Origin of the sequence: Rhodococcus qingshengii JCM 15477, assembly GCF_023221595.1 — a bacterium.
Taxonomy (GTDB): domain Bacteria; phylum Actinomycetota; class Actinomycetes; order Mycobacteriales; family Mycobacteriaceae; genus Rhodococcus_F; species Rhodococcus_F qingshengii.
This window is the reverse complement of the sequence record NZ_CP096563.1, coordinates 5,192,904-5,215,454: the sequence shown is the minus strand read 5'-3', so window position 1 is coordinate 5,215,454 and position 22,551 is coordinate 5,192,904. Positions and strand designations below refer to the sequence as shown.

Sequence of the window (22,551 nt, the reverse complement as noted above, 5' to 3'; positions counted from 1 at the left end):
GCTCAACGGCGGCGGTCTTTCAGGCATTGCTTGGCCTCGTGCAATTCCTCCGAACTCAGTGGAGGAAGGGGCAGTGCGTCACGGTGCAAGCCCTCCGTGCGTAGGCCGTCGAGCATTACCGAGAGGTATCGACGCCACACGGTCGGGTTGACGGGCTGAGCAAATTCGGTGACTGCGCCCACCATGAAGATGAGGCCGAACAGGTCCGTCGGTACGGCGTCGGTGCGCAGCATCCCGGCCTCCTGGGCCCGGTAGAAGATCCTCTCGACCGACGGTTCGATGATGGATCGTTGGCATGCGACTTGCTCGCATCCCTCGTCGGTTCCGTTTAGGACGTCTTTGAGTCCGCGGTTGACAGACATACGGCTGCAGGCGAATTCGGCAAAGGTGACAAGTCCGTCCCACGGATCCGGATTGGCAAGTGACGCGTCCGCGGCCGCTGCCATGTCGGCGAAGTTCTGCTGGAAGACTCCGTCGATCAATTCTTCTTTGCTGGCGAACCGCCGATAGACCGTTCCGACTCCGACCCCCGCGCGCCGGGCGACGTCGTCGAGTGTGACGTCGATCCCTTCTTCGGCGAACAATTCACGTGCGGCGTCGATGATCAACTGCCGATTACGTGCAGCATCGGCGCGAAGGGGGCGCTCCATTGCGGTACTCATGTCCCCACTCTACCCGCCAAGTGGAGACAGCCTCTCCGTTTTCGTGTAGCGTTTTTGCTAACCGGAGAAGCCATCTCCGCATAGGTTGGGCGAGGGACTATGTCAGACATTGCTGAACGGACTGAATTCGAGCAGTCCTCAGCGCCTTCAGGGGACAACCACGCAAAGCGGTGGCTGGTTCTCGCGGTTCTGGGAATTGCGCAGCTGATGGTGGTCTTGGATGCCACCATCGTCAACATCGCGCTGCCTGCTGCGCAGCGCTCACTGGAGTTCGGTGATTCGGACCGCCAGTGGATCATCACGGCATACGCATTGGCGTTCGGCAGTTTGCTGCTACTCGGCGGTCGATTGAGCGACTTGTTCGGGCGCAGGCGAACTTTCATCGTCGGCCTGATCGGCTTCGCAGTCGCTTCCGCCATCGGTGGCGCAGCCGTCAACTTCGAAATGCTTGTTGCCGCTCGTGCCGGCCAAGGCGTATTCGGTGCGCTCCTTGCCCCGGCAGCCCTGTCGCTGCTGTCCGTGACATTCACGGATCCAGGTGAGCGTGCCAAGGCGTTCGGTATCTTCGGTGCCGTTGCCGGCGGTGGTGGCGCCATCGGACTGCTGCTCGGCGGCGCACTCACCGAGTGGGTCGACTGGCGCTGGTGCCTCTTCGTGAATCTCTTCTTCGCGGCGATCGCCCTGGTCGGTGCAGTCCTGTTGCTCGCGCCGCACACCAGTGACTCGCGACCCAAACTCGACATCCCCGGAACGATCCTGGTGTCGATCAGCTTGTTCAGCATCGTCTTCGGATTCTCGAAGGCCGAGTCGGACGGGTGGAGTGCAACTCCCACTATCTCGTGGCTCGTTGCCGGCGTCGTGTTCATGGCGGCGTTCATCTACTGGCAGACCAAGTCCGAGCACCCACTTCTTCCGCTGCGGGTGGTCCTCGACCGAATCCGGGCGGGCTCGTACCTGGCGATCTTCCTTTCCGGCGCAGGCATGTTCGCAGTCTTCCTGTTCCTGACGTACTACATGCAGCTGATCCTCGGGTACAGCCCGATCATGACCGGCCTCGCATTCATGCCGATGGTGTTCGGAATCGTGACAGCGGCAACGCTTTCGACAGCGGTTTTGCTGCCGCGCGTCGGTCCGCGAGTGCTGATCGTGAGCGGAATGGTCATCGCGGCGATCGGAATGACGCTGCTGGCCCAGATTTCCGTGGACAGCACCTATGCAGTACACATTCTGCCGGGGCTCGTCGTCACCGGACTCGGCATGGGCAGCATTTTCGCCCCGTCGATGCAGGGAGCAACTTCAGGCGTGCATCACGAAGATGCCGGCGTCGCATCTGCCACGGTCAACACGATGCAGCAGGTGGGCGGCTCGATCGGAACTGCACTGCTCAGCACGATTGCCGCCTCGGCTTCTACCAACTACCTGGTGGGCCGCGAGATGAATCCGCTGACTCAGGCGCAGGCCGCCGTCGAGAGTTACACCACGACGTTCTATTGGGCCGCAGGCATATTCGCGGTCGGTGCGGTCTTGACCGGACTGGTTCTTCGGAGTGGACTGCTTCCGGATTCGCCGGAAGGTGAACCGGTAATCGCCCACTGACAGCAAATTTCGGGGTCGACGCCGCAATGGCGTCGACCCCGAAATCGACTCAGCAGTTCTTCCCGGGCGTTGCCTGAAACCGATGAAGGACGTGATCGAGTTGCTCGGAGGACAGCGCCGGCACGGGCAGTTCCCGATGGTCGGTGCGGGACGCGCAGAGTCCGTCGATCATGAACCCGAGTGCGCGGCGGTAAGCCTGAGGGGCCTCGTCGCCACCGAACTTCTGGGCCATCTTGACGACCTGCATGAGAAGCGGAATGTCGTTGACTTCGAAGTCGCTGCGCAGGGTGCCCTGTTCCTTGGCTCGATTGACAAGTACCGCAGTGTGTCGAGCGATCCCGGCGCGCGCGCGAGCGAAGGTGTCGGACGTGAAGCGTCCGTCCATCAGGAGATCGCCGAATCCGCGGTTGTCTGCCATGCGCAGAGAGATCACGTCGAGAAAGTAGACAAGACCTTCCCAGGCGTCGGGCATCTCTCGGGCGGTGGCGGCGATCGTTTCGATCTCGGAACACCGCGTGTCGAACAGTGCCTGGATCAGTTCGTCCTTGCTGGCGAACCGGCGATAGACGGTGCCGACGCCGACGCCGGCGTGCTTCGCGACGTCCGCCAGCGTGGCGTCGAGTCCTTGGGCAGCGAACACCTCGCGAGCGGAGTTGAGGATGCGCTCGAGGTTGGCCTTGGCGTCGGACCGAAGGCGCGGCTGTGAGCAGTCGGCCGAGGTCCCCGCATGAGAAGCGTCGGGGTGTGTTGTCGGCATCCTCACAGTCTACGGCACTAAGCGGAATGATCGATTCCGTTAATGCTATATTACTAAGCGGAACGTGTGGTTCCGATTGTCCGTATGAGAGAAGCCGATATGAGCACGTCTGACATCTGGGTCGGGAGCAATCCGATCTCGATGGTGGGTACGCGGAGTGCAGGTTTCGCGGCAACGAGGCTTCGCGCCCTTGCCGGCGACGGCGCCTTTGCTCAGCTCGTTCGTTTTGCCCTCGTCGGCGGAGCCAGCAACATCTTGTACTTTGCCGCTTTTCTGGCGCTGCGCGGTGACGGAGCGCTGGTCGCCAACGCAGTTGGTGCGGTCTTGAGCACCATTCTGGCCAATGAGCTGCATCGCCGGCTCACCTTCCACGCCGCGGATCGCGTCAACTGGTTCACCGCGCAGTGGGAAGGCGGTGGACTCGCACTGGTCGGGTTGATCGCCAGTTCTGCCGCCATCAGTGCGCTCGGCTTCCTTCTCCCAGGCGCCGACGGGCTTCTTCAAGCCGGGCTTGTGATCGCCGTGAGCGGAATTGTCGGTGGCCTGCGATTCGTCGCCCTTCGCGGTTGGGTGTTCTGAGCGGTTCTCGAATTCGGATCGGACTCGGCTCGTAGGGAACACTGAGACCCATGAGCCTTTCGATAGCCGACTCCGGCATCCGTCTGGCTGTGCTCTGCATCGTCATGGCACTTGTCGCCACGCTCGTCTACCGATTCACCTATCTCGGTAGCGTTCGGGTGGTCCCCGGTGCCCTCGCTCGTGGCGCTCTTCAGCTGGCTGCGATTTCGTTGATCCTTGCCGCCGCCTTGGCCCACATCTGGTCGGCGCTCCTCGTGCTCGTCGGCATGTTCGTTGCAGCGTCTTTCACCGCGGCACGACGCTCGAACGCGGGGACGTCCGGAGTTTGGCTGACCATCGCGTTGGCGTCGGGAATCGGTGTGGTTCTGCCACTGATGCTGCTGTCCGGAGTGGTTCCGCTGCAAGGCGTCGCTCTGGTGCCGATCGGCGGCATTGTTCTGGGTGGCGCGATGACTGCAACATCGATGGCAGCCAAACGCGGACTCGACGCCGTCGACGACCGGTACGGGGAAGTGGAAGCAGCACTGAGCCTTGGATTTTCCCAACGAGATGCGCGGTGGGAGGTAGCCCGCACCGCTGCCTCCGATGCTCTGCTGCCTGGAGTCGACCAGACGCGCACCGTCGGCCTCGTGACATTGCCCGGAGCCTTTGTCGGTGTGTTGCTCGCGACGGGATCGGCCGTTCAGGCCGGTGCTGTGCAAATTCTTGTATTGGCAGGGTTGTTGTTGGCACAAACTTGCTCGGTGGCCGTGGCGTTGGAACTCGTCGCCCGCGGTTTCGTCTTTCGAGGTCAAGCTGTCAGGCCTGCGCGAGTTCGTTGATCTTGTCGCTGCGAAGGACGCGGCCGGGAAGATCGGGGGTGTTTGCCGCGAGGGTGATCATTGCCCTGCCGATGTTTTCACTGGTGGTCACGCTGCTGGGCCACACCCTGCGTAAGAGTGGGTGGAGAGGCACGGAGATTTGATACGACCGTGTCGATTCGTGAATCGTCCATGTATTCGACCAGCACTCTGTTGCCGACCATCACAACGGAACGGACTGGAGATCATCCGGCCGGAATGGCCAACTGAACGCTTGACCTGCAATTATGAGTCCATTTTGATCCGACTCGCGACTAAAGTCCCTACAAACCGGCTGGACGGTCGGCTGAAAATAGTTTTATGGACGAAGGAGTTGATGAAATACACGTTCTCGGATCGGAGTCCGCCGGTCGAATGGTAGAGGCGTCGGCGATCATCGTTCTCGGTGCGCTCTGTGCAGTAGTCGCAGGTTCGGGTGTGTTCTTTGTCGCCGGATCGATTGGTGGCTTCGCCCGATTGCTCTACCTGGTTGTTCGTGGTCCGCTCAACTCTTGCTCGGTACCGGTGTCGACTGTCGAGCTGGCGCCTTCGAGAACGTCATGTGGTCGTTGATGCTCCCGAACGTCGAGTGAAGACGATCAAGGATGTAGTTCTGACGCATGTTCCACGGTGACTTCGATCCCTGCTTCGGGAACTGTTCCACAGCACGCATGACGTACCCCGACGCCAGGTCCAGGATCGGCCGCTGGTCCATCTCTTCGCTCGCGTGCGGCACGCACTTCGAATAGCCGCGCTTGTCCATCTCCGTCAGCAGTCGGCAGACGTACATCGACGTGAGATCTGCTCGCAGAGTCCACGAGGCGTTGGTGTAGCCGACGCACATCGCGAAGTTCGGTACGTCGCTGATCATCATGCCCTTGTAGACGTAACGATCACCGAGGGTGACGGGTTCGCCGTCCACTTCGATCGACATCCCGCCGCACGCTTCCATCTTCAATCCTGTTGCAGTGACGATGATGTCAGCTTCGAGTTCGCGACCTGACGCGAGACGAATTCCGGTCTCGGTGAAAGTGTCGATGCGATCGGTCTCGATCGAGGCCTTGCCGGATCGGAGGGCTTTGAACAAATCGCCGTCCGGTACGACGCACAAGCGTTGATCCCAGGGATCGTAGGTGGGTGTGAAGTGAGGATCGAGTGGGATCTCTTCCGGGAGTTGGCGACTGATCGCGAGGTTCAGCAACCGCTTTGCGCGCGCAGGACTGCGCCGGCACAGTTGGTAGAAACTCAGGTTGACTACGATGCTCTTCCATCGAGCGATGCTGTGCGCGAGTTGATTCGGCAATACTGCGCGGATGGTGTCCGATACCTTGTCGCTGGACGGCAGAGCCAGAATGTATGTCGGTGATCGCTGGAGCATGGTGACATGGCTCGCGTCGCGCGACATCGTGGGGACCAAAGTGACTGCGGTGGCGCCGCTTCCGATCACAACGATCTTCTTGTCGGAGTAATCGAGATCCTCGGGCCAGAACTGCGGGTGCACTACGTCGCCGCTGAATGATTCACGTCCAGGGAAGTCGGGGGTGTATCCGCCTTCGTAGCTGTAGTAACCACTGCACAGATAGAGGAAGTTGCAGGTCAGGGTTTCATCTTCGTTACCGGTCGTGACCGTGACCGTCCACGTCGAGTCAGCTGACGACCATGATGCGGCCGTCACCTTCCGGTTGTACCGAATCTTCTTGTCGATCCCGTTCTCTCGCGCGGTGTCGCGCACGTACAGGAGGATCGAATCACCGTCGGCGATTGCTTTGGCATCTGTCCACGGCCGAAACGGGTAGCCGAGCGTGAACATGTCGGAATCCGACCGGATGCCAGGGTATTTGAAGAGGTCCCAGGTTCCGCCACTGTTCGCGCGGGCCTCGAGGATTGCGTACGACTTGCCGGGAAGCTCGGTCTGGAGTCGATACGCAGCACCGATGCCGGACAAGCCGGCGCCGACGATCAGGACATCGAGGTGTTCGGTGCTCATCAGTTCGGACTCCGTATCGATCGTGTGGGGCCACCGGGCAGGCTAAGTGTTCGATCTCCACACTACTGAACGATGCTCAGTAAGGCGAGGATGACCATGTGATCGTCGGCGGTCGGATAGCCGCACACAGTGGTTTACCTGCGGCGTCGGTGAGGCCGAGGTCTCCGTGGAGCATGCCGGAAGCGTCGGCCTCCTCGGCGATGTGCTCGGGGATCGCGTCGAGCATCAGCTTTGCGCGCCGAAACATCTCGAACGTCTGGTCATCGGATACCGTCACCCAGGACAGGTAGATGAAGCGTCCGCGAGGTGGACCCTGGATGTATGGACCGAGTAAGTCCCAGGCACCGGACTTTCGCTCCAGACTCGCTGTCAGTTCCCATCGCACTGTCTCGGTATCTCCCGGTACGAGGTCGAGGATTTCGTGTGGCTTGCCTCGGCGCTGAACGCCGACGTGGATGTTGCTGCGCTCTTCGAAGGTTGCGGTTTCGGAACACTCACGTCCGGGCAGGCTGTGACCGGTGATGATGATCTGCATATCGACATCATGCTCTGCATAGGTCGGGAGGGGTTGGCGTGGTGAGTCGTTCGGGTAGAACCTCTGTTGCGGCCGTGGTGGCGAGCATTCTGTTGTCGGGTCTCGGGTGGGGGTCAGGTGTTGCAGTGGCGACGGCGGACGAACCGGAAGTCGCGGGCGCGCTGGAGTCCTATGGCGAACTCTCGGCCGCAGTGTTTCCGGTCGGCGCCGGCGAGACGCAGCGGGTCGTCTATCGAACTCTGCGTACCGCTGACAGATGGGGAGAGTCGTCAGGGTCCGTGTTTCTGCCGGAAGGCGCCCCACCGGCGGGCGGTTGGCCCGTCATCTCCTATGCCCACGGAACTTTGGGCAGTGCGGATCAGTGTGCACCCTCGTCGACCGGATTCGGTCCGGGCGAGATCGAACCGATCGAACGCTGGTTGGAGCAGGGGTACGCGGTGGTCGCTACCGACTACTCGGGAGTTGGTACCGACGGGGTGCTGGCCTATCTCGACGGACATGCCGCCGGGGCGAATGCCGTCGACATCGTGCGGGCCGCGCACGAGTTGTACGGCAATGTGCTGAGTCCGCGGTGGATGGTCGCGGGTTTGTCCGAAGGTGGTCATGCGGCGTACTTCGCGGGACACGAGGCCACCACTCGTGCACCGGAATTGGATTTCCGCGGCTCGGTCGTTGTTGCCGGCCCCACACACATGGAAGGGCTGTTTCCGTTGGGCGGACCGCTGTTTCCCGACTTCGGCATCACCGGGCTGGTGGGATACGCGCTGTACGTTCTGGCCGGGATCGACGATCAACGACCCGAAGAGAACATTCGCGAGGTTCTCTCGCCGCAGGGGATCGAGTGGATGGAAAAGGCTCGGACACTGTGCGCCGGAGATCTCGGCCGCCACATTCGCGCCGAACGAATCCAATTGAGCTCGTTGTTTTCTCGGTCGGTATGGACGCCACGCTTCCACGATCTGTTTCGCGCGATGATGCAGGTGCCGGTCGACGGCTACGACCGTCCACTGCGCGTGGTGCAGAGCGTGTCGGACACAACGGTTCCTGTCGCCCTTACCTGGGCGCAACTGGTCGACATGCGTTCGCGGGGAACGCAGTTCGAGTATCAAGAACTCGCCGGAATCAGCCACGGTCAAACGACGGTCGCTTCGATGGACCAGACCATGGAGTTTGTCGATCGATTGATGAGGTGATGTCCTGGTGGTGTGGTTGTCCAGGGTGGCTGTTCAGCGCATACGCCGCGGACCGTAATCGTGGCCACCGTTGGCGAACCACACGATTGCCGCAATCGCGTACAGGATGCAGACCAGGAGTAGTAGGCCGCCTGCGATCCACAGCGAGATCTGACCGAGCCGTTTCACTCGATCGGACGCATACCGCGACCCGGCCACATCGCCGTCAGCCCACAGCGGATACACGTTGAAGGCGTGCGTGAAAGCGGAGAAGGAAAGCGGCCAGAAGAACAGCAGCGAGACCACTGCCCAGCCCGCATTGACGGGTGGTCGAATCGGGTGCTGAGGAACGGATTGCTGGACAGTGGGTTGATCCGGGGTGGTCATGGGGGCTCCTGACATGAGGTGGCCCTTTCGACGCTACTGCGATGGAGCTGAAGAATCACTGAAAAACGGTGTTCGGTGATGCGATGTGGATCAGCGGCGTAAGTGTGCTGGATCAGCCGCATTGCCAGTCGTGACCGCTGGTGGTGGTTCCGGGTCATTGTTGTGCAGACGAGGGGTGTTCACGTCAGCGCAACTCGATTCCGCTCCGCGAGCATCCTCGCTACCGGCAGGACGTCCTTTGCTGCCATCTCGATACGTTCGAATACCTCGGGATTGAGGATGGTCGTTCCGTCGAAATCACCGGAGCCGAGATAGATTCCGACCGGAGCGGTCAGCGCTTGGAAGAAAGCGAACAGTGGCCGCAGGGCATGATCCAACACGAGAGCATGGCGGTCGCTACCACCTGTAGCGGCAAGAATCACCGGAGTGTTGGCAAGCGCGTACTGGTCGACGAGATCGAAAAAATGCTTGAACATTCCCGTGTACGAACCGCGGAACACCGGTGACGCCGCGATGACGATATCGGCGGACTCGACTGCTGCCAGCGCTTCGGCGGTCACTGAGTCGACGTGATCGCGATCCAGAGCAGATGCAAGACCTGGAATCAGATCCACGATCTCGAAAACTCGTGTGTCGATCTGCTCGAAGTCTCCCAAGGTTTCGACGATCAGGTCGACGAGGGCACGAGTCTTGGAGGGTTTTTGGAGATTGCCGACAACGGCAACAATTTTGAGCGGTGTGCTCATCGAAACTCCTATTCTTGGGACGACTTCAGTGATTCGATTTCCTTACGCACAACGGGGGCTACTTCGGTGCCGAGGATCTCGATCGCACGCAGCATGTCCTTCTGTGGCACGTTGCCGAACCCCATCTGGATCATGATGCGGTCATGATGGAACAGTTCGTACTGCGCCATCGTCTTGTCGATGATTTCCTGCGGGCCGCCGAGGAAGAACGCACCCGCGGTGGTTGCCTGCGCTTCATATGCCCTGCGGGGCATGGGAACTCCGTTTCCGCGCTGATGATGATTCTGCATCCACCCGGCCTGGAAGTACGGGTACGACGTGTCGAGTGCTGTTTGCTTCGAGGTATCGACAAATCCTGGCGAAGCAATCGAGACAGCCAGTTTCTTCGGATCGTGTCCGAACTCCGCTGCAGCCCTGCGGTATAGATCGACGAACGGTTCGAACTGTTGGTAGCTTCCACCGATGATGGCCAGTGAGAGGGGCAGGCCCAGTTTCGCGGCACGGACGACAGAGGCCGGAGTGCCTCCGACTGCGATCCACACCGGAATCTGACGGTCCGGGCGGGGCGTCACGTCACCGTCGATCAGTGGTGGGCGAAGTTGTCCTTCCCAGTTGATCGGGTTTTCGTCGCGCAGTTTCAGTAGTAGATCAAGCTTTTCGGCGAAGAGTTCGTTGTACTGGGACAAGTCGTACCCGAAGAGCGGAAATGACTCCGTGTACGAACCTCGGCCGGCAATGATCTCGGCACGGCCTTCGGAAAGCAGGTCGACTGTCGCGAACTGTTGGAACACACGTACGGGATCGTCGGAACTGAGTACGGTTACGGCGCTGGACAGCTTGATGTTGTCGGTAGCCTGAGCCATTGCCGCGAGCACAACGGCAGGGGCTGAGACTGCGAAGTCGGTGCGATGGTGCTCGCCGACGCCGAAGACATCGAGTCCAACCTGATCGGCAACGGTTGCCTGCTCCACCAAATGACGAAGGTGGACACCGGGATTCATCATCGCGCCGGTGGTGGGATCTGGGGTGAGTTCACCGAAATGGTAGACGCCCAATTCGAAAGCCATGTTGTTTCTCGCTATCTGTTCGTGGGGGTGATGGAAAGCTGTTCTACGTGCGCATCGCATGCGCCGCCTTGATTCGTGTGATGTGTGGCAAGTCGGGAGAAGAAGCGTTCGAGCACCGGAAGCTCCTCGGTTTCAATGAGATCGGAGAAGTATTCGGCGGTCCCTCGCGTGTGTATGGCGGACGCTTTTCGAAGCGTCTTCTTGCCCGCAGGCGTCATCGATACCGTCACGACGCGTCGATCGTTGTCCGGTCTAACGCGCTCCACTAATCCGGCCTCGACCAATCGATCGACGACGCGCGTCACGCCACTGGTGGTGACCAGGACCAGTTCGGCCAGATCGCCCATTCGGATCGTGTTTCCCGGAGCTTCGTGCAGTCGGAGCAGAACGTCGTACTGGCCAAGGGTGAGCCCGGTGGTGGTTCGAAGATCCGCCTCCATCTTGCCGAGGATGACGCTGTGGGAGACGACGAGGTCGCGCCACACACGACCACGTACGTGTTCATCAGTTGTCATCGGTGACGCCCTCCATTTATTTGCGACCGCAAGTATTGCTTACTCAAATAATACGCGTGCGACCGTCGAACTATTCCCTGCTCTTATTTGCGCTGGTAGCGAGGTATTGACTCGAACTCATGTTCGAGTATTGTTTGGGGAGGGGATTGGGGGATTCAATGAGTGTCTTGTTGTCGGACGTGGTGTCGGGTTCTGCGGTGGGGTTACGCGGACGCCTGTGGCGGTTGACTGCTGCCGAGTTGCGCGCTGCTGCTGTCGAGGCGAGTGCGGAGATTCTGCGCCTGGAAGCCGTGCGGGTGGCCGTGGTGGACGAACTGTCGATGCGGCCGGATGATCAGGTGATTGCCAGCCGCGGAGTGGGGTCCTGGTTGGCGGCCAACACGATGCTGCAGGTTCGGGACGGGAAGAAGATCGCCGCGTTGGGTACTGGTTTGCGGCCGTTTCCGGCGGTGGCTGCTCGGTTCGATGGCGGGGACTGCTCGTTCGAGCATGCCGTGTTGATCGTGGCGTTCTGTGAATCACCACCTAAAGGCATGCCGGAGGAGGCGCTACCGAAGTGCATCGATTTGTTGTTGGCTGCTGCGTCGGGTGTGGAGGCGACGACGACGAAGGTGCGGAACGTGATCGCGACCTTGGAGCGGTTGTTCGAATCGGATGAGATCCCGCCCGCCGAAGATGTCGATCTCAACGAGTTGCGGATCGCGTCGACCTTGAACGGTCGAGTGGTGGTGCGTGGTGATTTCGACGCCCTCACCGGCGAAATGTTGCTGTCGGCGTTGTCGAATCTGACGATGCCGACCCCAGCACCGGATGGAACCCCGGATGCCCGGTCGACGGCGAAACGCACCGCGGACGGGTTCGCCGAACTGATCCGCCGTTACCTGGACTGCGCGAAAACCGGTACCGATGGTGGTCAGCGTCCGCACGTGAACGTGCACATCAATGCTCGGGATCTGGCGGAGCATCGGGACTGCGCCGCAACACCCTCCACTGCTGATGACGGAATGGCTGTGTCGGATCTTGATGTCGGGCACATGCCCTGGCTCGGGCCACTGTCCGTGTCACAGACCCGACTTCTCGGCTGCGACTGCTTCCTCTCCACCGTTCTGCTCGACGATCACGGCGCACCGCTCGATGCGCAACCAGGAAAGAGGTTGGTCAACGCCGAACAACGCGTCGCGTTGATCGCCCGAGACAGAGGCTGCGCCTTCCCGGGCTGCACGTGCGTGCCTGCCTGGACGGATGCGCACCATATCCGGCACTGGGCGAACGGTGGCCCGACGGTGATGAACAACCTGGTCCTGCTGTGCCGTTCACACCACCGGCTGATGCACCGAAAATCAGGGTTCGTCGGGAAATGGGAAATCCGAATCGGCGCCGACAACAAACCCTGGTTCATCCCGCCGCCCTCGATCGACCCCGGACAGCAACCCAGGCCGGCGAACACCACCTTCAAAACCTGAGAGGTCAAACCTCTTTGGCGACAACAGAACACGGACCGAGCACCGCATCGAAGGGATCCTCCGATGCGGTGCCAACCGGCCGTGGAGGAGTCGAATCAGTGCTTCGAGCGCTTGTGGCGGTACATCTCCGCATCGGCCGTATCCCAAGTCTCGGAAAGGCTTTGGGTCATGGAAAAGTCGGCTCGACCGATCGAACAACAGACGTCGGCATTCCGGAACGCCTTCTCCAAACACTCGAGCAGGTAGTCGACGGCGCGCGGCTGTGTATCGGGCAGAGCGATTCCGAACTCGTCTCCGCCCAACCGTGAAACCACCGCACCAGGGTGCGCGCATGCTGCCAAGATCTTGCCGGCCCTTTGAACGTATTCGTCGCCCGCGGCGTGGCCGAGTTCGTCGTTGATGGTCTTCATGCCGTCCAGATCGACGATGATGATAGCTCCCGGATCGGCGAATTGGCGGTACCGAGTTTGCTCGGCCTCGAGGATGCGATTCCACCCGCGCCGATTGAGAAGACCTGTCAACGGGTCGGTCTCGGCATCGAGTTGCGCAGTTTCGGCCAGTCGGACTGACTGCGCGCGCTGATAGTCGACATCGAGAATGGTTCCGAGAAGTCGGCACAGGAGATTGAGGAGGGCCAGGTTGTCCTCGAGTGCGGAGTCGCCCGCACTCGGGTCGGCGCCACACAGAGTGCCGAAGAGACTGCCGTCGTTGTGGAGGATTGGGATGCTGACGTATGCGCCAATGCCTTCCCATCTGCCATCACGGGACAGTGCGCGCACGAGTGCGCGATTCGATGAGACTGGCGGCGCATTTCCGAGTACCACCTCGCTGCACATGGTGTTTGGCCAAGCCCGGGTCTCGCCGACTTCGATGTGAAGTGGGTTGGGTGAGACGGTGAGAAAGATCTGATTGGACCCGTCGAATCGCGTGATCGACCACAGTGCCAGCGGAAGATATTCGTCGAGGTAGGACACGACCGAGCGACTTGCGTCGTCGAAATTCGTCAGAGGTGGCAAGAGTGGCAGCATCGGGATGGTGCGCGCCTGGCTGTGCGGCATTTTGACCTCCTGATCGACCCTTAGGATTCTGTCGATGTTCAGGCTCTTGGTCCCGCGTGCGACAAATCTTCCACGAACAGTCTGCCTCGAGAATCCTCGCGATTGCTGAAAGTGTGCTGTGATTCTTCCGACCGCGGGGCCGTTGATTCTTTGGTGGCCAGCTAATCTTCCGGTATGGAGCTGGCGCGTGGAGCGAACACAGTCGTTGAGGGAACTTCGCTGAAGGTGGCGGTGAACGGTAGCGCCCCGGGCACGGCAGACCTGATGGTGTTCCAGCTCGACGAACGGAACAAAGTACGGGACGACGCAGATTTTGTCTTCTTCAATCAGCCGGTCTCACCCGAAGGCGCGGTGCGCTTGGAGTCCGGCGGCGTCATCGAAATCGACATTGCGAGGTTGCCCGCTGACATCCATCAGCTGAGTGTTGCCGTGGCACTTGATGCGGCGGCAAACGGAACCCTGTCTGCTGTCGGGGGCCTTGGTGTCGTGGTGGAGCAGGTTGGTTCCACCGCCATCGTGGCTCAGGCTTTGGGGTTGACGAGTGAGAGAGCAGCGGTTCTCGTCGAGATCTATCGCCGCGGCACGGGCTGGAAGCTGCGAAACGTGTCAGCTGGCTGGGACAGCGGATTGGCGGACCTGGTAACAGCATTCGGCGTTTCGGTCGACGAGGAACCGCCGGCTCGACCCGCCGGCTCTGCTGAATCGACAGGCGGTATTCGGACCGTGCCCGACGAAGCCAAACTCTCCATGGTGAAGAGGGAGAAGCTGGACCTCCGAAAGCGCGAAGTGGCCAAGGTCCTGCTGACCAAGGGTGGCAACGGAATTCGGGCACGGGTGGTCCTGGTGATCGACAAAACCGGAAGTATGGCCAAGCAGTACCGCACCAGAGTGGTGCATCGTGTTGTCGAACGCATGATTCCCGTTGCGATCCAACTCGATGACGACGGCAAGCTGGAGCCGTACTTGTATGCAGTCAGCTTCGTCAAACTCCCCGAGATCTCTGTCCATGACGCGGAAGAGTGGTCGGATACCTACCTGCACTTGCGCGGCTCGCACGGCGGATTCAACTATGACAAGATCGGCGCCGCAAATCGTGAAGTGCCGATCATGACTGAGATTCTTTCCGGCCTGACACGTGGTTCGGCGCCGACGCTCGTCCTGTTCTTCACCGACGGTGGCTTCAGCGAGCGCAAGGAAATCACGAAATTGATGCGCGAAGCGTCTGGGCTCCCGGCCTTTTGGCAGTTCGTCGGAATCGGCAAGGCCAACTACGGAGTGCTGGAGAAGCTCGACGACCTCGACGGCAGGGTGGTCGACAATGCCGGATTCTTCGCGCTGGACGACATCGACACCGTCGACGACGCCCAGTTGTACACCCGTTTGCTGAGTGAATTCCCGGATTGGCACAAGGCAGCTGTAGCCGCGGGCATCACAACGCCGTGATTTAGCTGGTCGAAACCAACTGCGGTGCATTCTCTTTCAAGAATTCGTCGATGTGCGCCCAGGTGGAGTCTCTCGCGGTGGGGCCGGCAACGAGCCCGAGGTGACTTCCCGGCGCCTTCTCGAACCGGACCGACGGCGCGCCGGTGAGGACCGACGTGATTGCTTCCACCGAAGCGATGGGTGCAATCACGTCAGTGGTGCCGCCGATCGCGAGAACGGGAACGCTCAGAGCTGACAGTTTGATCTCGCGTCCGGCAAGCGTGACGGCGTCGTTGTAGAGATTGTTGCCGAGCATGAGTTGTTCGCAGATCTGCTGAAAAGCCTTGCCAGGGTATCCAGGCATGGCTGCCATGAACTTGTCTATCGATTCCATGCGAGCCAGTGTCTCGGTGTTGTGGAGGTTGCGCATGATGAACCATGGCTTGAGAACTTCGCGCTGCAACGCCGTCACCTTGTAACTCGCCTGAACGAGTGGAGCAGGTAGTCCGCCGACAAGATTGGTCGCGGACGTGAGTGGGGTGTCGCCCGTGTATTTGCCGATCAGCCTCAAGGGGCTGATAGCGGGAATCTTCGTGTAATCGATTGGCGTTCCGATTGCCGTGATCGATGCGATCGGCAGGTCGGAGTGAGCGGAGCCCGTGAGCAGAGACATGGTCCCGCCGAGGCTCCACCCGATCAGCGAAACCGGTGCGCCGTCATGTAGGTCCGAGATCGTACGGATCGCTTCCGGGATGATGTCGTCGACCCAGGCCTCGAAACCCATCCCGCGGTCGGAGTACCGCATGGTCCCGTAGTCGAGGAGGTAGGGCGTGTTCGCCCCATCCAGTAGGTGCGCGGCGAGGCTTTGGCCCGCACGAAGGTCGTAACAGTCGGCTGAAACCGCGAGGGGCGGTACGAGGAGAACCGGATTACCTCTTGGCCTCCACAATGCGCCGAAGCGATACAGATCGCGGTGTGGACCTTCGCTGATCAGTACGGACGGGGTGCGTTCGGTCTTCTCGACACCGTCGCCGAACGAGAGTCCCCATGCATTGCGTGCTGCGGTGTCCAGCGTCGGACGCCACGTCGCGATCAAACCACTGATATCGAGCACTGGTTCCCCTCGGAGTCGAATCGGCGGACGGCCGAGTCAGCCGCGCTCGGTGTATGTTACCTGCCTTCACATACATCGATCTCGGGGGTGTAAAAACCCAGCTCGGCAACGGAGCCACCGTGCCGAGCTGGGCTGATCGGGGTGATATGGCAGTGATCGGGTGGGGACGATCAGGCGGGGACGATCAAGCCCGTCGCCGCTGTGGCCGTCGCGTATCGCTGTGCAACGTCTTCCCAGTTGATGACGTTCCAGTAGGCCTTCACGTAGTCGGCCTTGACGTTCTTGTACTGCAGGTAGAAAGCGTGCTCCCACATGTCGAGCATGAGCAACGGAACGATACCGATGCTGATGTTGCCTTGCTGGTCGGTGAGCTGCTCGATGACCAGGCGCTGCCCGACCGTGTCGTAGGCCAGTACCGCCCAGCCGGACCCCTGCAAAGTGGTTGCTACAGCGGAGAAGTGGTTGACGAATGCGTCGAAGGTGCCGAAGTGCTCGTCGATTGCGACTGCCAACTCGCCCTCTGGCCGCTCACCGCCGTTGGGGGAGAGGTTCTTCCAGAAGATGGAGTGATTGGTGTGGCCGCCGAGGTGGAAGGCGAGGTTCTTGCTGAGCAGCGGCGCCTTCGCGGTGATCGTGCCGTCTTCGCGCGCAGCAGCCAACTGCTCGATTGCGCTGTTGGCGCCCGCCACGTACGTGGCGTGGTGCTTGCTGTGGTGCAGTTCCATGATCTCGCCGGAGATGTGCGGTTCGAGAGCGGCGTAGTCGTAATCCAGTTCGGGGAGAACGTATTCAGTCATGTGACATGCCTTCCTTTGAGGAAATGTTGTGAGTCGAGAGATTCCGATAGGTTCGATTGTGATAGACGAGCGGCGCTGACATGTGCTGCGGATCGATGACGTCGACGACGCGTGCAGTGACGATCACTGCGGCGCCACATGTAGTGGCATTCAAGGGAACCGCACGCAGGGCGTGGCCTGTCCCATGTAGGAACGGTTCACCCGTCGAGAGAAACGACCAGGGCATATCGTCTCCGAAGCGCACAGCGCCGCGGGTTGCGAACGTGGAAGCCAGTCGTTCGTTCGCCGAATTTGCCAGGTGAACAACAAAACTGCGGGCGGAAGCGATGACGCTCGCAGAGCCTCGCAACGACTGCAGTGAAAACGCCAGAACTGCAGGATCGGCGCTGATCGAGATCACCGACGATGACGTGATGCCGGCCGGGCCGTCATCGCCCGTTGCGGTGATGATCGAGACGCCGGCGGGATGGTTCCGGAACGCCTCGACGAAGGAGTTTCGGATGGACGGCTCCGCATCAACAGAGTCGTCCGAAACAGATTGGGTGCCAACCAGTTTTGTGGTCACTCCTCGCCCCTCTTCTGTCTCGGGTTTTGCTGCCGTTGCACTGTCTTGTGCAATACCGACGTTAAAACCTCGAGTGCAGTTGAGGTCAAGATGCTGTGGCGGACCTCACCGTCCGAGCTTGGCTGCCAGACGTTCCATGTATCCGACAACCTCTTCGGGGCTCTTGTCCGGAGTGCCGAACATTGCTTCGGTGACACCGATGTCTTCCCAGTGGGCGAGCTTCTCCGAATCGGGTTTGCCTGCCAGGACGGTTATTTCAGGCTCGCCGACTCTACCTGCTTCGGCCCAGATCTTTCGGAGCAGTTCCACGTTTCCGTCGATCTCCTGCTCGATGGGTGTAGTGATCCACCCGTCGGCAGACTTTGCTATCCACTTGAAAGTCTTCTCGTTGCCGCCGCCGCCCAAGAGGATGGGAGGACGGGGCTTCTGAACTGGTTTGGGCCACGCCCAGCTGGGTCCGTACTTCACGAATTGGCCGTCGTACGACGCTTCTTCCTTCGACCACAGTTCGCCCATGGCTTCGAGATACTCCCGGAGTGCGGTCCGGCGTTTGTTGGGCGGTACGCCGTGGTCGGCGAGTTCCTCTGCATTCCAGCCGAATCCGACGCCGAAGACCACGCGTCCGCCGGAAAGATGGTCCAGCGATGCGATGGTTTTCGCGAGAGTGATCGGATCGTGTTCGAGGGGGAGGGCCACGGAGGTGCCCAATCGGATGGTGTTCGTGACCGACGCGGCGGTGCCGAGGGCAACCCAGGGGTCGAGTGTGCGCATGTAACGGTCGTCGGGCAATTCGGCCGACTGGGTTCCGGGGTGATCGGAATCCCTCGAGACGGGGATGTGAGTGTGCTCCGGAACGTAAAAGGCGTCGAATCCATTCGCCTCCGCAGCCTTTGCTGCATCGGCAGGGCGGATGCCGCGATCACTGGTGAACAGGCTGAGTCCGTAGCGCACTGGTTCTCCTTCGATGGTCCGTCGAAAAACTGTAACCTGTTGCATCTTCGTTCGGATAGGTTTCCGGCCCAGTAAATCGATTGCCGACGTGACCTGGGACGTGGTGAACTCGGGCGGACTTGTTGTGGGTCGAGAAGTGGATGCAGTAGAGGTGGATGCAGTAGTGATGGATGCAGCGGAGATGAATCGGTTGTCGTGGAATGCGGCGACCGTCGCTCACAACAGTCACAAAGGAGACCAGGCACAGTTCTTTCGCAACGGCGGGTCGACCTTGTATCCGGAAGAACTGGCGCTGCTCGGCGAGATCGACGGCTCCTCGATTCTTCATCTGCAGTGCAATTCCGGTCAGGATTCGTTGAGTTTGGCCGCTCTCGGTGCCGCGGTGACCGGCGTCGACATCGCGGATTCCGCGATCGACTTCGCCCGAACCTTGTCCGCGGAATCCGATATTGCCGCCGATTTCGAGCGTGCCGATGTATCTGCGTGGCTCCGCGCTGCTGCCGCTGGCCAGAGAAAGTTCGACCGAGTCTTTTCTTCGTACGGAACGGTGATCTGGTTACCCGATCTCGACGAGTGGGCCGAGGGGATTGCCGGTGTTCTCGCGCCGAACGGTCGATTCGTTCTGGTGGAGTTTCATCCGTTTGCCATGTGTTTCGACGAGAGGTGGTCGCTGACATACCCGTACGGAGGCGGGACTCCCGTGACCGAACCCCGTGGCGTGGGCGACTACGTGGCAGATTCGGCCGATCTCGTCTTGCCAGGCGCTGAGGGAAACGGAGTCGAGAACTTCGAAAATCCTTTCCCCTCATGTGAATTCAACTGGTCCATTTCCGAGGTGCTAGGAGCTTTGCGGCGCGCCGGATTGACGCTCGAGTCTTTCGACGAGTACCCGTACGCCAACGGTTGGCAAGGATTCGAGGAGATGGCTGAACTCGGCGGCAAGCGTTGGGGAGTCCCGGCCGGACGACCCGAGATCCCGCTCATGTATTCGCTGTCGGTTCGCTTGGCCGACTGACGCCTATTTCCCCCGCATTTGCGGGTAATTGCAGACACAGGTAGTAATTACCCCCATGCCCTCGACGCCACTGACACGACGCATCGCCGTCGACCTGTGCCGTCTTGGTGCCAACTGCTGTTGCTGTTGATTCCTTCCGACTGTCCTGAGTGAGAATGGCGCCGCTCTGTGCGCCTTCGCCCCTGCATATGCGCCCGTTGCTGCATGTGTGCCGGAATTTTCCGTACATCGAGGAAGAACAGCGATGTCGACTCCTGTCGAAGCAATAGAACCAACATCAGTCACGGAACCGAACCGTGAGCCGCGTCGGCCGTGGACTTCGAGTGCGACCACGGTCGGACTGCCGGTGCTTTCCGTGATCGCATTCTTGGCCCTGTGGCAGGTCGCTGCCGCGAGCGGCACCTGGAGTGAGACCTTCGTGCCGTTCCCGAGCACGGTCTGGCATGCCTTCGTCAACACGATGACCACGCACGACGGAGTGCACGGCTACCAGGGTTACCTGCTCTGGGAGCACCTCTACATGACGCTGCGACGGGTGCTGGTCGGTGTGATCATCGGCGTCGGATTGGGCGTGATCCTCGGTTTGGCCATGGGATCGGTGACATGGCTGCGGAGCCTGCTCGAACCGTGGTTGACGTTCCTGCGCGCACTGCCGCCCCTGGCGTATTTCTTCCTGCTGGTGATCTGGCTGGGAATCGACGAGGCGCCGAAGATTACATTGCTGGCGCTCGCTGCTCTTCCGCCGGCAGCGGTGGCCACCACAGCTGCTGTGGTCGCGGCGCCGGTCGGACTGGTCGAAGCGGCCAGGGCCCTGGGAGCCTCACGGGCGCAGGTGATCCGGGACGTCGTCATCCCGTCGGCCTTACCGGAAACTTTCACGGGCATTCGGCTGTCTGTGGGTATGGCGTACTCGTCGGTGGTCGCGGCCGAACTGTTCAACGGCATCCCCGGAATCGGCGGAATGGTCAAGGATGCAAGCAATTACAACAACACACCGGTCGTGCTGGTGGGGATCTTTGCCATCGGATTCTCCGGCCTGATCATCGACGGACTGCTGCGGGCTGCAGAGCGCCGCGCCGTTCCCTGGAGGGGAAAAGTATGACTGACAATCAGAAACACGCCAGCAGCAATCTGAAGCGCAGCAGTAATTCGACGCGCAATGAAGGAAGGGCTTCCCGGACGGCGTTCACGGTGCTGATCGGCGTCCTTGCCCTTGTTCTCGGTGCGTGCTCGGTGGATCATTCGGGCCAGGATTCGTCCAAGGAAACAATCCGTATCGCTTACCAGTCGTTCCCGAGCGGCGACTTGATCGTCAAGAACAATCGCTGGCTCGAAGACGCGCTGCCCGAATACAACGTGAAGTGGACGAAGTTCGATTCGGGAGCCGACATCAACACCGCCTTCATCGCCGGTGAAATCGATTTCGGCGCAATCGGTTCGAGCCCGGTTGCTCGTGGCCTCTCGGCACCGCTGAACATTCCGTACCAGGTCGCGTTTGTTCTCGACGTGGCCGGCGACAACGAAGCCCTGGTGGCGCGCAACGCAACCGGAATCAAGACCGTCGCAGATCTGCGCGGCAAGAAAGTGGCCACGGCATTCTCCTCGACCGCGCACTACAGTCTGCTGGCATCGCTGAACCAGGCCGGACTCAGTGCCGACGACGTCCAGTTGGTGGATCTCCAGCCGCAAGCATCCCTCGCAGCCTGGCAGCGCGGTGACATCGATGCCGTCTACACCTGGCTGCCCACGCTCGACGAACTCCGTAAGGACGGAACACAGTTGATCGCCAGCCGTGAGCTCGCGACAGCAGGAAAGCCGACACTCGATCTTGGTGTGGTGTCGACTGCGTTTGCCAAGGATCACCCCGAGATCGTCGACACCTGGCGCCAGGTTCAGGCCCGCGCGCTCACGACGATCGCCACTGATCCGAACGCGGCAGCGGAAGCTGTTGCCGCACAATTAGGCGCCTCGAAGGACGACGCGGCAGCGCAGTTGAAACAGGGTGTGTTCCTCACTCCGGAGCAGATCTCCTCGCCGGAATGGTTGGGCACCGAGGGCGCTCCCGGGAATCTGGCAGTGAACCTGCAGAGTGCAGCGCAATTCCTGGCCGAGCAGAAGCAGATCGACAGTGTGCCTGATCTGGCGGTCTTTCAGAATGCTCTCTATGTGAAGGGGCTTCCCGATGTCCTTGACCAGTAGCGTGACCGCACAGCAGGCCTCGGGAGGATTCGCCCCCGACCGCCCGGGCGCGATCCGAATCGACACCGTCTCGCACAGGTACGGCCACGGTCGAGAGTCCGTCACGGCACTCGGGCCCGTATCGATCGACGTCACACCTGGTGAGTTTCTGGTTCTCGTCGGAGCGTCGGGTTGCGGCAAGAGCACATTGCTGCGCCTGATCGCGGGTTTCGAAAATCCTTCCAGTGGAACGGTTCAGGTCTCCGGATCCGACCCGATTCCCGGGTCGAGTGCGGGAGTGGTGTTTCAGCAGCCACGGCTCTTTCCGTGGAAATCGGTGGGCGGCAACATCGATCTGGCACTCAAATACGCCGGCGTTGCGAAGAGCGAACGCGGGCAAAGGCGTGACGAGCTTCTCGACCGCGTCGGTCTGGTCGGCACTGCGGACCGGCGTATCTGGGAAATCTCCGGCGGGCAGCAGCAGCGGGTGGCAATTGCTCGTGCCTTGGCGGCCGAAACGTCGTTGCTCCTGTTGGACGAACCCTTTGCCGCGCTGGACGCCCTCACTCGCGAGCGTCTGCAGGAGGACCTGCGCAGTGTCAGTGCCGAATCGGGGCGAACAAGTGTCTTCGTCACTCACAGTGCCGACGAGGCGGCCTTTCTCGGCTCCCGCGTCGTAGTTCTGACAAGCCGACCGGGCAAGGTCGCGCTCGACCTGAAAATCGATCTGCCACGAACCGGCGTCGATCCCGACGATCTCCGAGGCTCACCCGAATACGCGGCATTCCGAGCCGAAGTCGGCCATGCGGTCAAGGTTGCAGCTGCAGCGTAGGTACCCTGCGCGTCGACTACCAGGTGGCCGCGTCGATAATAGGAAGGAGAACGTGCAGGACACGACGAACAAGGAGTGGTCATGGCAACTGAGGTGGAGTCCGGTGACCTCGTGCAGGCAGCCGGCCATGCGGGTCCGTGGACGGTGGTCGAAGTTCGCCAGGGGATGGCGCTGCTCGAACACAGTGACGGGCACAGGTTGTCGCGTCGAACGACGACGTTGACCGTCGTCCGCAAGGGCTCGGGCAAGAAGGCAACGGCCGTCGAAGACGGGAACGACGAAAACGGATCGCCAACTCTGTTCGACTGAAACCG

At 60.8% G+C, this 22,551-nt stretch carries 24 protein-coding genes; 11 read left to right on the top strand and 13 right to left on the bottom strand.

Annotated elements, in window-relative coordinates; genetic code table 11:
* Positions 1-2 precede the first annotated feature (2 nt).
* A complete protein-coding gene (locus M0639_RS23870; RefSeq protein WP_080712681.1) occupies positions 3-662 on the bottom strand; it encodes a TetR/AcrR family transcriptional regulator in 660 nt (219 codons plus the stop codon).
* Positions 663-761: 99 nt separating this feature from the next.
* On the opposite strand from M0639_RS23870, the gene M0639_RS23865 reads away from it, so the two are divergent.
* Positions 762-2,258 carry an MFS transporter gene (locus M0639_RS23865; RefSeq protein WP_003940566.1) on the top strand — a complete coding sequence of 499 codons (1,497 nt, stop codon included), beginning with the start codon at positions 762-764 and terminating at the stop codon, positions 2,256-2,258.
* Positions 2,259-2,307: 49 nt separating this feature from the next.
* Here the strand turns inward: M0639_RS23865 and M0639_RS23860 are convergent, their stop codons facing one another.
* Positions 2,308-3,015 carry a TetR/AcrR family transcriptional regulator gene (locus tag M0639_RS23860; protein WP_007731468.1) on the bottom strand — a complete coding sequence of 236 codons (708 nt, stop codon included), beginning with the start codon at positions 3,013-3,015 and terminating at the stop codon, positions 2,308-2,310.
* A 141-nt stretch (positions 3,016-3,156) separates the two neighbouring features.
* On the opposite strand from M0639_RS23860, the gene M0639_RS23855 reads away from it, so the two are divergent.
* Complete coding sequence (locus M0639_RS23855; protein ID WP_020908979.1) at positions 3,157-3,594, top strand: GtrA family protein; 438 nt, start codon at positions 3,157-3,159, stop codon at positions 3,592-3,594.
* Between the two features lie 50 nt (positions 3,595-3,644).
* Positions 3,645-4,415, top strand: a complete 771-nt coding sequence (locus tag M0639_RS23850) for an ABC transporter permease (protein ID WP_042452705.1) — start codon at positions 3,645-3,647, stop codon at positions 4,413-4,415.
* A gap of 523 nt (positions 4,416-4,938) precedes the next feature.
* Here the strand turns inward: M0639_RS23850 and M0639_RS23845 are convergent.
* Positions 4,939-6,420, bottom strand: a complete 1,482-nt coding sequence (locus tag M0639_RS23845; RefSeq protein WP_064073451.1) for a flavin-containing monooxygenase — start codon at positions 6,418-6,420, stop codon at positions 4,939-4,941.
* A 76-nt stretch (positions 6,421-6,496) separates the two neighbouring features.
* Positions 6,497-6,955, bottom strand: coding sequence for a DUF5990 family protein (locus tag M0639_RS23840; RefSeq protein ID WP_042452701.1), 459 nt, complete (start codon positions 6,953-6,955; stop codon positions 6,497-6,499).
* A 38-nt stretch (positions 6,956-6,993) separates the two neighbouring features.
* Here M0639_RS23840 and M0639_RS23835 point away from each other — a divergent pair, with 38 nt between their 5' ends.
* Complete coding sequence (locus M0639_RS23835) at positions 6,994-8,148, top strand: alpha/beta hydrolase (protein WP_064073450.1); 1,155 nt, start codon at positions 6,994-6,996, stop codon at positions 8,146-8,148.
* Positions 8,149-8,181: 33 nt separating this feature from the next.
* Here the strand turns inward: M0639_RS23835 and M0639_RS23830 are convergent, their stop codons facing one another.
* The 4 genes from M0639_RS23830 to M0639_RS23815 all read right to left on the bottom strand — a co-directional run bounded on the left by M0639_RS23830 (position 8,182) and on the right by M0639_RS23815 (position 10,842).
* Positions 8,182-8,514 (bottom strand): CD225/dispanin family protein, encoded by a 333-nt coding sequence (locus M0639_RS23830; protein WP_007731480.1) that lies wholly within the window; start codon positions 8,512-8,514, stop codon positions 8,182-8,184.
* A 179-nt stretch (positions 8,515-8,693) separates the two neighbouring features.
* On the bottom strand, positions 8,694-9,260 hold the full coding sequence (msuE, locus tag M0639_RS23825) for an FMN reductase (RefSeq protein ID WP_064073449.1): 567 nt from the start codon (positions 9,258-9,260) through the stop codon (positions 8,694-8,696).
* A gap of 8 nt (positions 9,261-9,268) precedes the next feature.
* The gene (locus tag M0639_RS23820) at positions 9,269-10,327 is read right to left on the bottom strand and encodes an LLM class flavin-dependent oxidoreductase (protein WP_047271106.1); all 1,059 of its coding nucleotides are present in this window, start codon (positions 10,325-10,327) and stop codon (positions 9,269-9,271) included.
* A gap of 11 nt (positions 10,328-10,338) precedes the next feature.
* The gene (locus M0639_RS23815; protein ID WP_064073448.1) at positions 10,339-10,842 is read right to left on the bottom strand and encodes a MarR family winged helix-turn-helix transcriptional regulator; all 504 of its coding nucleotides are present in this window, start codon (positions 10,840-10,842) and stop codon (positions 10,339-10,341) included.
* 158 nt (positions 10,843-11,000) lie between these two features.
* On the opposite strand from M0639_RS23815, the gene M0639_RS23810 reads away from it, so the two are divergent.
* A complete protein-coding gene (locus tag M0639_RS23810; protein WP_064073447.1) occupies positions 11,001-12,305 on the top strand; it encodes an HNH endonuclease signature motif containing protein in 1,305 nt (434 codons plus the stop codon).
* A 95-nt stretch (positions 12,306-12,400) separates the two neighbouring features.
* Here the strand turns inward: M0639_RS23810 and M0639_RS23805 are convergent, their stop codons facing one another.
* Positions 12,401-13,363 (bottom strand): sensor domain-containing diguanylate cyclase, encoded by a 963-nt coding sequence (locus M0639_RS23805; protein WP_054801170.1) that lies wholly within the window; start codon positions 13,361-13,363, stop codon positions 12,401-12,403.
* Positions 13,364-13,537: 174 nt separating this feature from the next.
* Between M0639_RS23805 and M0639_RS23800 the strand changes: the two genes are divergently transcribed.
* Positions 13,538-14,806, top strand: a complete 1,269-nt coding sequence (locus M0639_RS23800) for a vWA domain-containing protein (RefSeq protein ID WP_064073446.1) — start codon at positions 13,538-13,540, stop codon at positions 14,804-14,806.
* Position 14,807: 1 nt separating this feature from the next.
* On the opposite strand, the gene M0639_RS23795 is transcribed toward M0639_RS23800, so the two are convergent.
* The 4 genes from M0639_RS23795 to M0639_RS23780 form a co-directional block, all read right to left on the bottom strand.
* Entirely contained in the window at positions 14,808-15,899 is a 1,092-nt protein-coding gene (locus tag M0639_RS23795) for an alpha/beta fold hydrolase (protein ID WP_007733778.1), read from the bottom strand.
* Between the two features lie 170 nt (positions 15,900-16,069).
* Complete coding sequence (locus M0639_RS23790; RefSeq protein ID WP_064073445.1) at positions 16,070-16,696, bottom strand: superoxide dismutase; 627 nt, start codon at positions 16,694-16,696, stop codon at positions 16,070-16,072.
* Entirely contained in the window at positions 16,689-17,261 is a 573-nt protein-coding gene (locus tag M0639_RS23785) for a flavin reductase family protein (RefSeq protein ID WP_042451450.1), read from the bottom strand. Before M0639_RS23785 ends, M0639_RS23790 begins: the two co-directional genes overlap by 8 nt.
* Positions 17,262-17,366: 105 nt before the next feature.
* Positions 17,367-18,212, bottom strand: a complete 846-nt coding sequence (locus M0639_RS23780) for an LLM class F420-dependent oxidoreductase (protein WP_007733781.1) — start codon at positions 18,210-18,212, stop codon at positions 17,367-17,369.
* A gap of 88 nt (positions 18,213-18,300) precedes the next feature.
* Here M0639_RS23780 and M0639_RS23775 point away from each other — a divergent pair, with 88 nt between their 5' ends.
* The 5 genes from M0639_RS23775 (at position 18,301) to M0639_RS23755 (ending at position 22,546) form a co-directional block, all read left to right on the top strand.
* A complete protein-coding gene (locus tag M0639_RS23775) occupies positions 18,301-19,227 on the top strand; it encodes a class I SAM-dependent methyltransferase (protein ID WP_064073444.1) in 927 nt (308 codons plus the stop codon).
* A gap of 244 nt (positions 19,228-19,471) precedes the next feature.
* On the top strand, positions 19,472-20,329 hold the full coding sequence (locus M0639_RS23770; protein ID WP_064073443.1) for an ABC transporter permease: 858 nt from the start codon (positions 19,472-19,474) through the stop codon (positions 20,327-20,329).
* Positions 20,326-21,426 (top strand): taurine ABC transporter substrate-binding protein, encoded by a 1,101-nt coding sequence (locus tag M0639_RS23765; protein WP_063315833.1) that lies wholly within the window; start codon positions 20,326-20,328, stop codon positions 21,424-21,426. The genes M0639_RS23770 and M0639_RS23765 overlap by 4 nt, the downstream gene beginning before the upstream one ends.
* The gene (locus M0639_RS23760) at positions 21,410-22,237 is read left to right on the top strand and encodes an ABC transporter ATP-binding protein (protein WP_081558371.1); all 828 of its coding nucleotides are present in this window, start codon (positions 21,410-21,412) and stop codon (positions 22,235-22,237) included. The genes M0639_RS23765 and M0639_RS23760 overlap by 17 nt, the downstream gene beginning before the upstream one ends.
* 81 nt (positions 22,238-22,318) lie before the next feature.
* The gene (locus M0639_RS23755) at positions 22,319-22,546 is read left to right on the top strand and encodes a hypothetical protein (RefSeq protein WP_007733785.1); all 228 of its coding nucleotides are present in this window, start codon (positions 22,319-22,321) and stop codon (positions 22,544-22,546) included.
* Positions 22,547-22,551 lie beyond the last annotated feature (5 nt).

Coding starts and splice junctions, on each gene's coding strand:
- M0639_RS23870 (WP_080712681.1), bottom strand. CDS start 662: ATGAGTACCGCAATGGAGCGCCCCCTTCGCGCCGATGCTGCACGTAAT.
- M0639_RS23865 (WP_003940566.1), top strand. CDS start 762: ATGTCAGACATTGCTGAACGGACTGAATTCGAGCAGTCCTCAGCGCCT.
- M0639_RS23860 (WP_007731468.1), bottom strand. CDS start 3,015: ATGCCGACAACACACCCCGACGCTTCTCATGCGGGGACCTCGGCCGAC.
- M0639_RS23855 (WP_020908979.1), top strand. CDS start 3,157: ATGGTGGGTACGCGGAGTGCAGGTTTCGCGGCAACGAGGCTTCGCGCC.
- M0639_RS23850 (WP_042452705.1), top strand. CDS start 3,645: ATGAGCCTTTCGATAGCCGACTCCGGCATCCGTCTGGCTGTGCTCTGC.
- M0639_RS23845 (WP_064073451.1), bottom strand. CDS start 6,420: ATGAGCACCGAACACCTCGATGTCCTGATCGTCGGCGCCGGCTTGTCC.
- M0639_RS23840 (WP_042452701.1), bottom strand. CDS start 6,955: ATGCAGATCATCATCACCGGTCACAGCCTGCCCGGACGTGAGTGTTCC.
- M0639_RS23830 (WP_007731480.1), bottom strand. CDS start 8,514: ATGACCACCCCGGATCAACCCACTGTCCAGCAATCCGTTCCTCAGCAC.
- msuE (WP_064073449.1), bottom strand. CDS start 9,260: ATGAGCACACCGCTCAAAATTGTTGCCGTTGTCGGCAATCTCCAAAAA.
- M0639_RS23820 (WP_047271106.1), bottom strand. CDS start 10,327: ATGGCTTTCGAATTGGGCGTCTACCATTTCGGTGAACTCACCCCAGAT.
- M0639_RS23815 (WP_064073448.1), bottom strand. CDS start 10,842: ATGACAACTGATGAACACGTACGTGGTCGTGTGTGGCGCGACCTCGTC.
- M0639_RS23810 (WP_064073447.1), top strand. CDS start 11,001: ATGAGTGTCTTGTTGTCGGACGTGGTGTCGGGTTCTGCGGTGGGGTTA.
- M0639_RS23805 (WP_054801170.1), bottom strand. CDS start 13,363: ATGCCGCACAGCCAGGCGCGCACCATCCCGATGCTGCCACTCTTGCCA.
- M0639_RS23800 (WP_064073446.1), top strand. CDS start 13,538: ATGGAGCTGGCGCGTGGAGCGAACACAGTCGTTGAGGGAACTTCGCTG.
- M0639_RS23790 (WP_064073445.1), bottom strand. CDS start 16,696: ATGACTGAATACGTTCTCCCCGAACTGGATTACGACTACGCCGCTCTC.
- M0639_RS23770 (WP_064073443.1), top strand. CDS start 19,472: ATGTCGACTCCTGTCGAAGCAATAGAACCAACATCAGTCACGGAACCG.
- M0639_RS23765 (WP_063315833.1), top strand. CDS start 20,326: ATGACTGACAATCAGAAACACGCCAGCAGCAATCTGAAGCGCAGCAGT.
- M0639_RS23760 (WP_081558371.1), top strand. CDS start 21,410: ATGTCCTTGACCAGTAGCGTGACCGCACAGCAGGCCTCGGGAGGATTC.
- M0639_RS23755 (WP_007733785.1), top strand. CDS start 22,319: ATGGCAACTGAGGTGGAGTCCGGTGACCTCGTGCAGGCAGCCGGCCAT.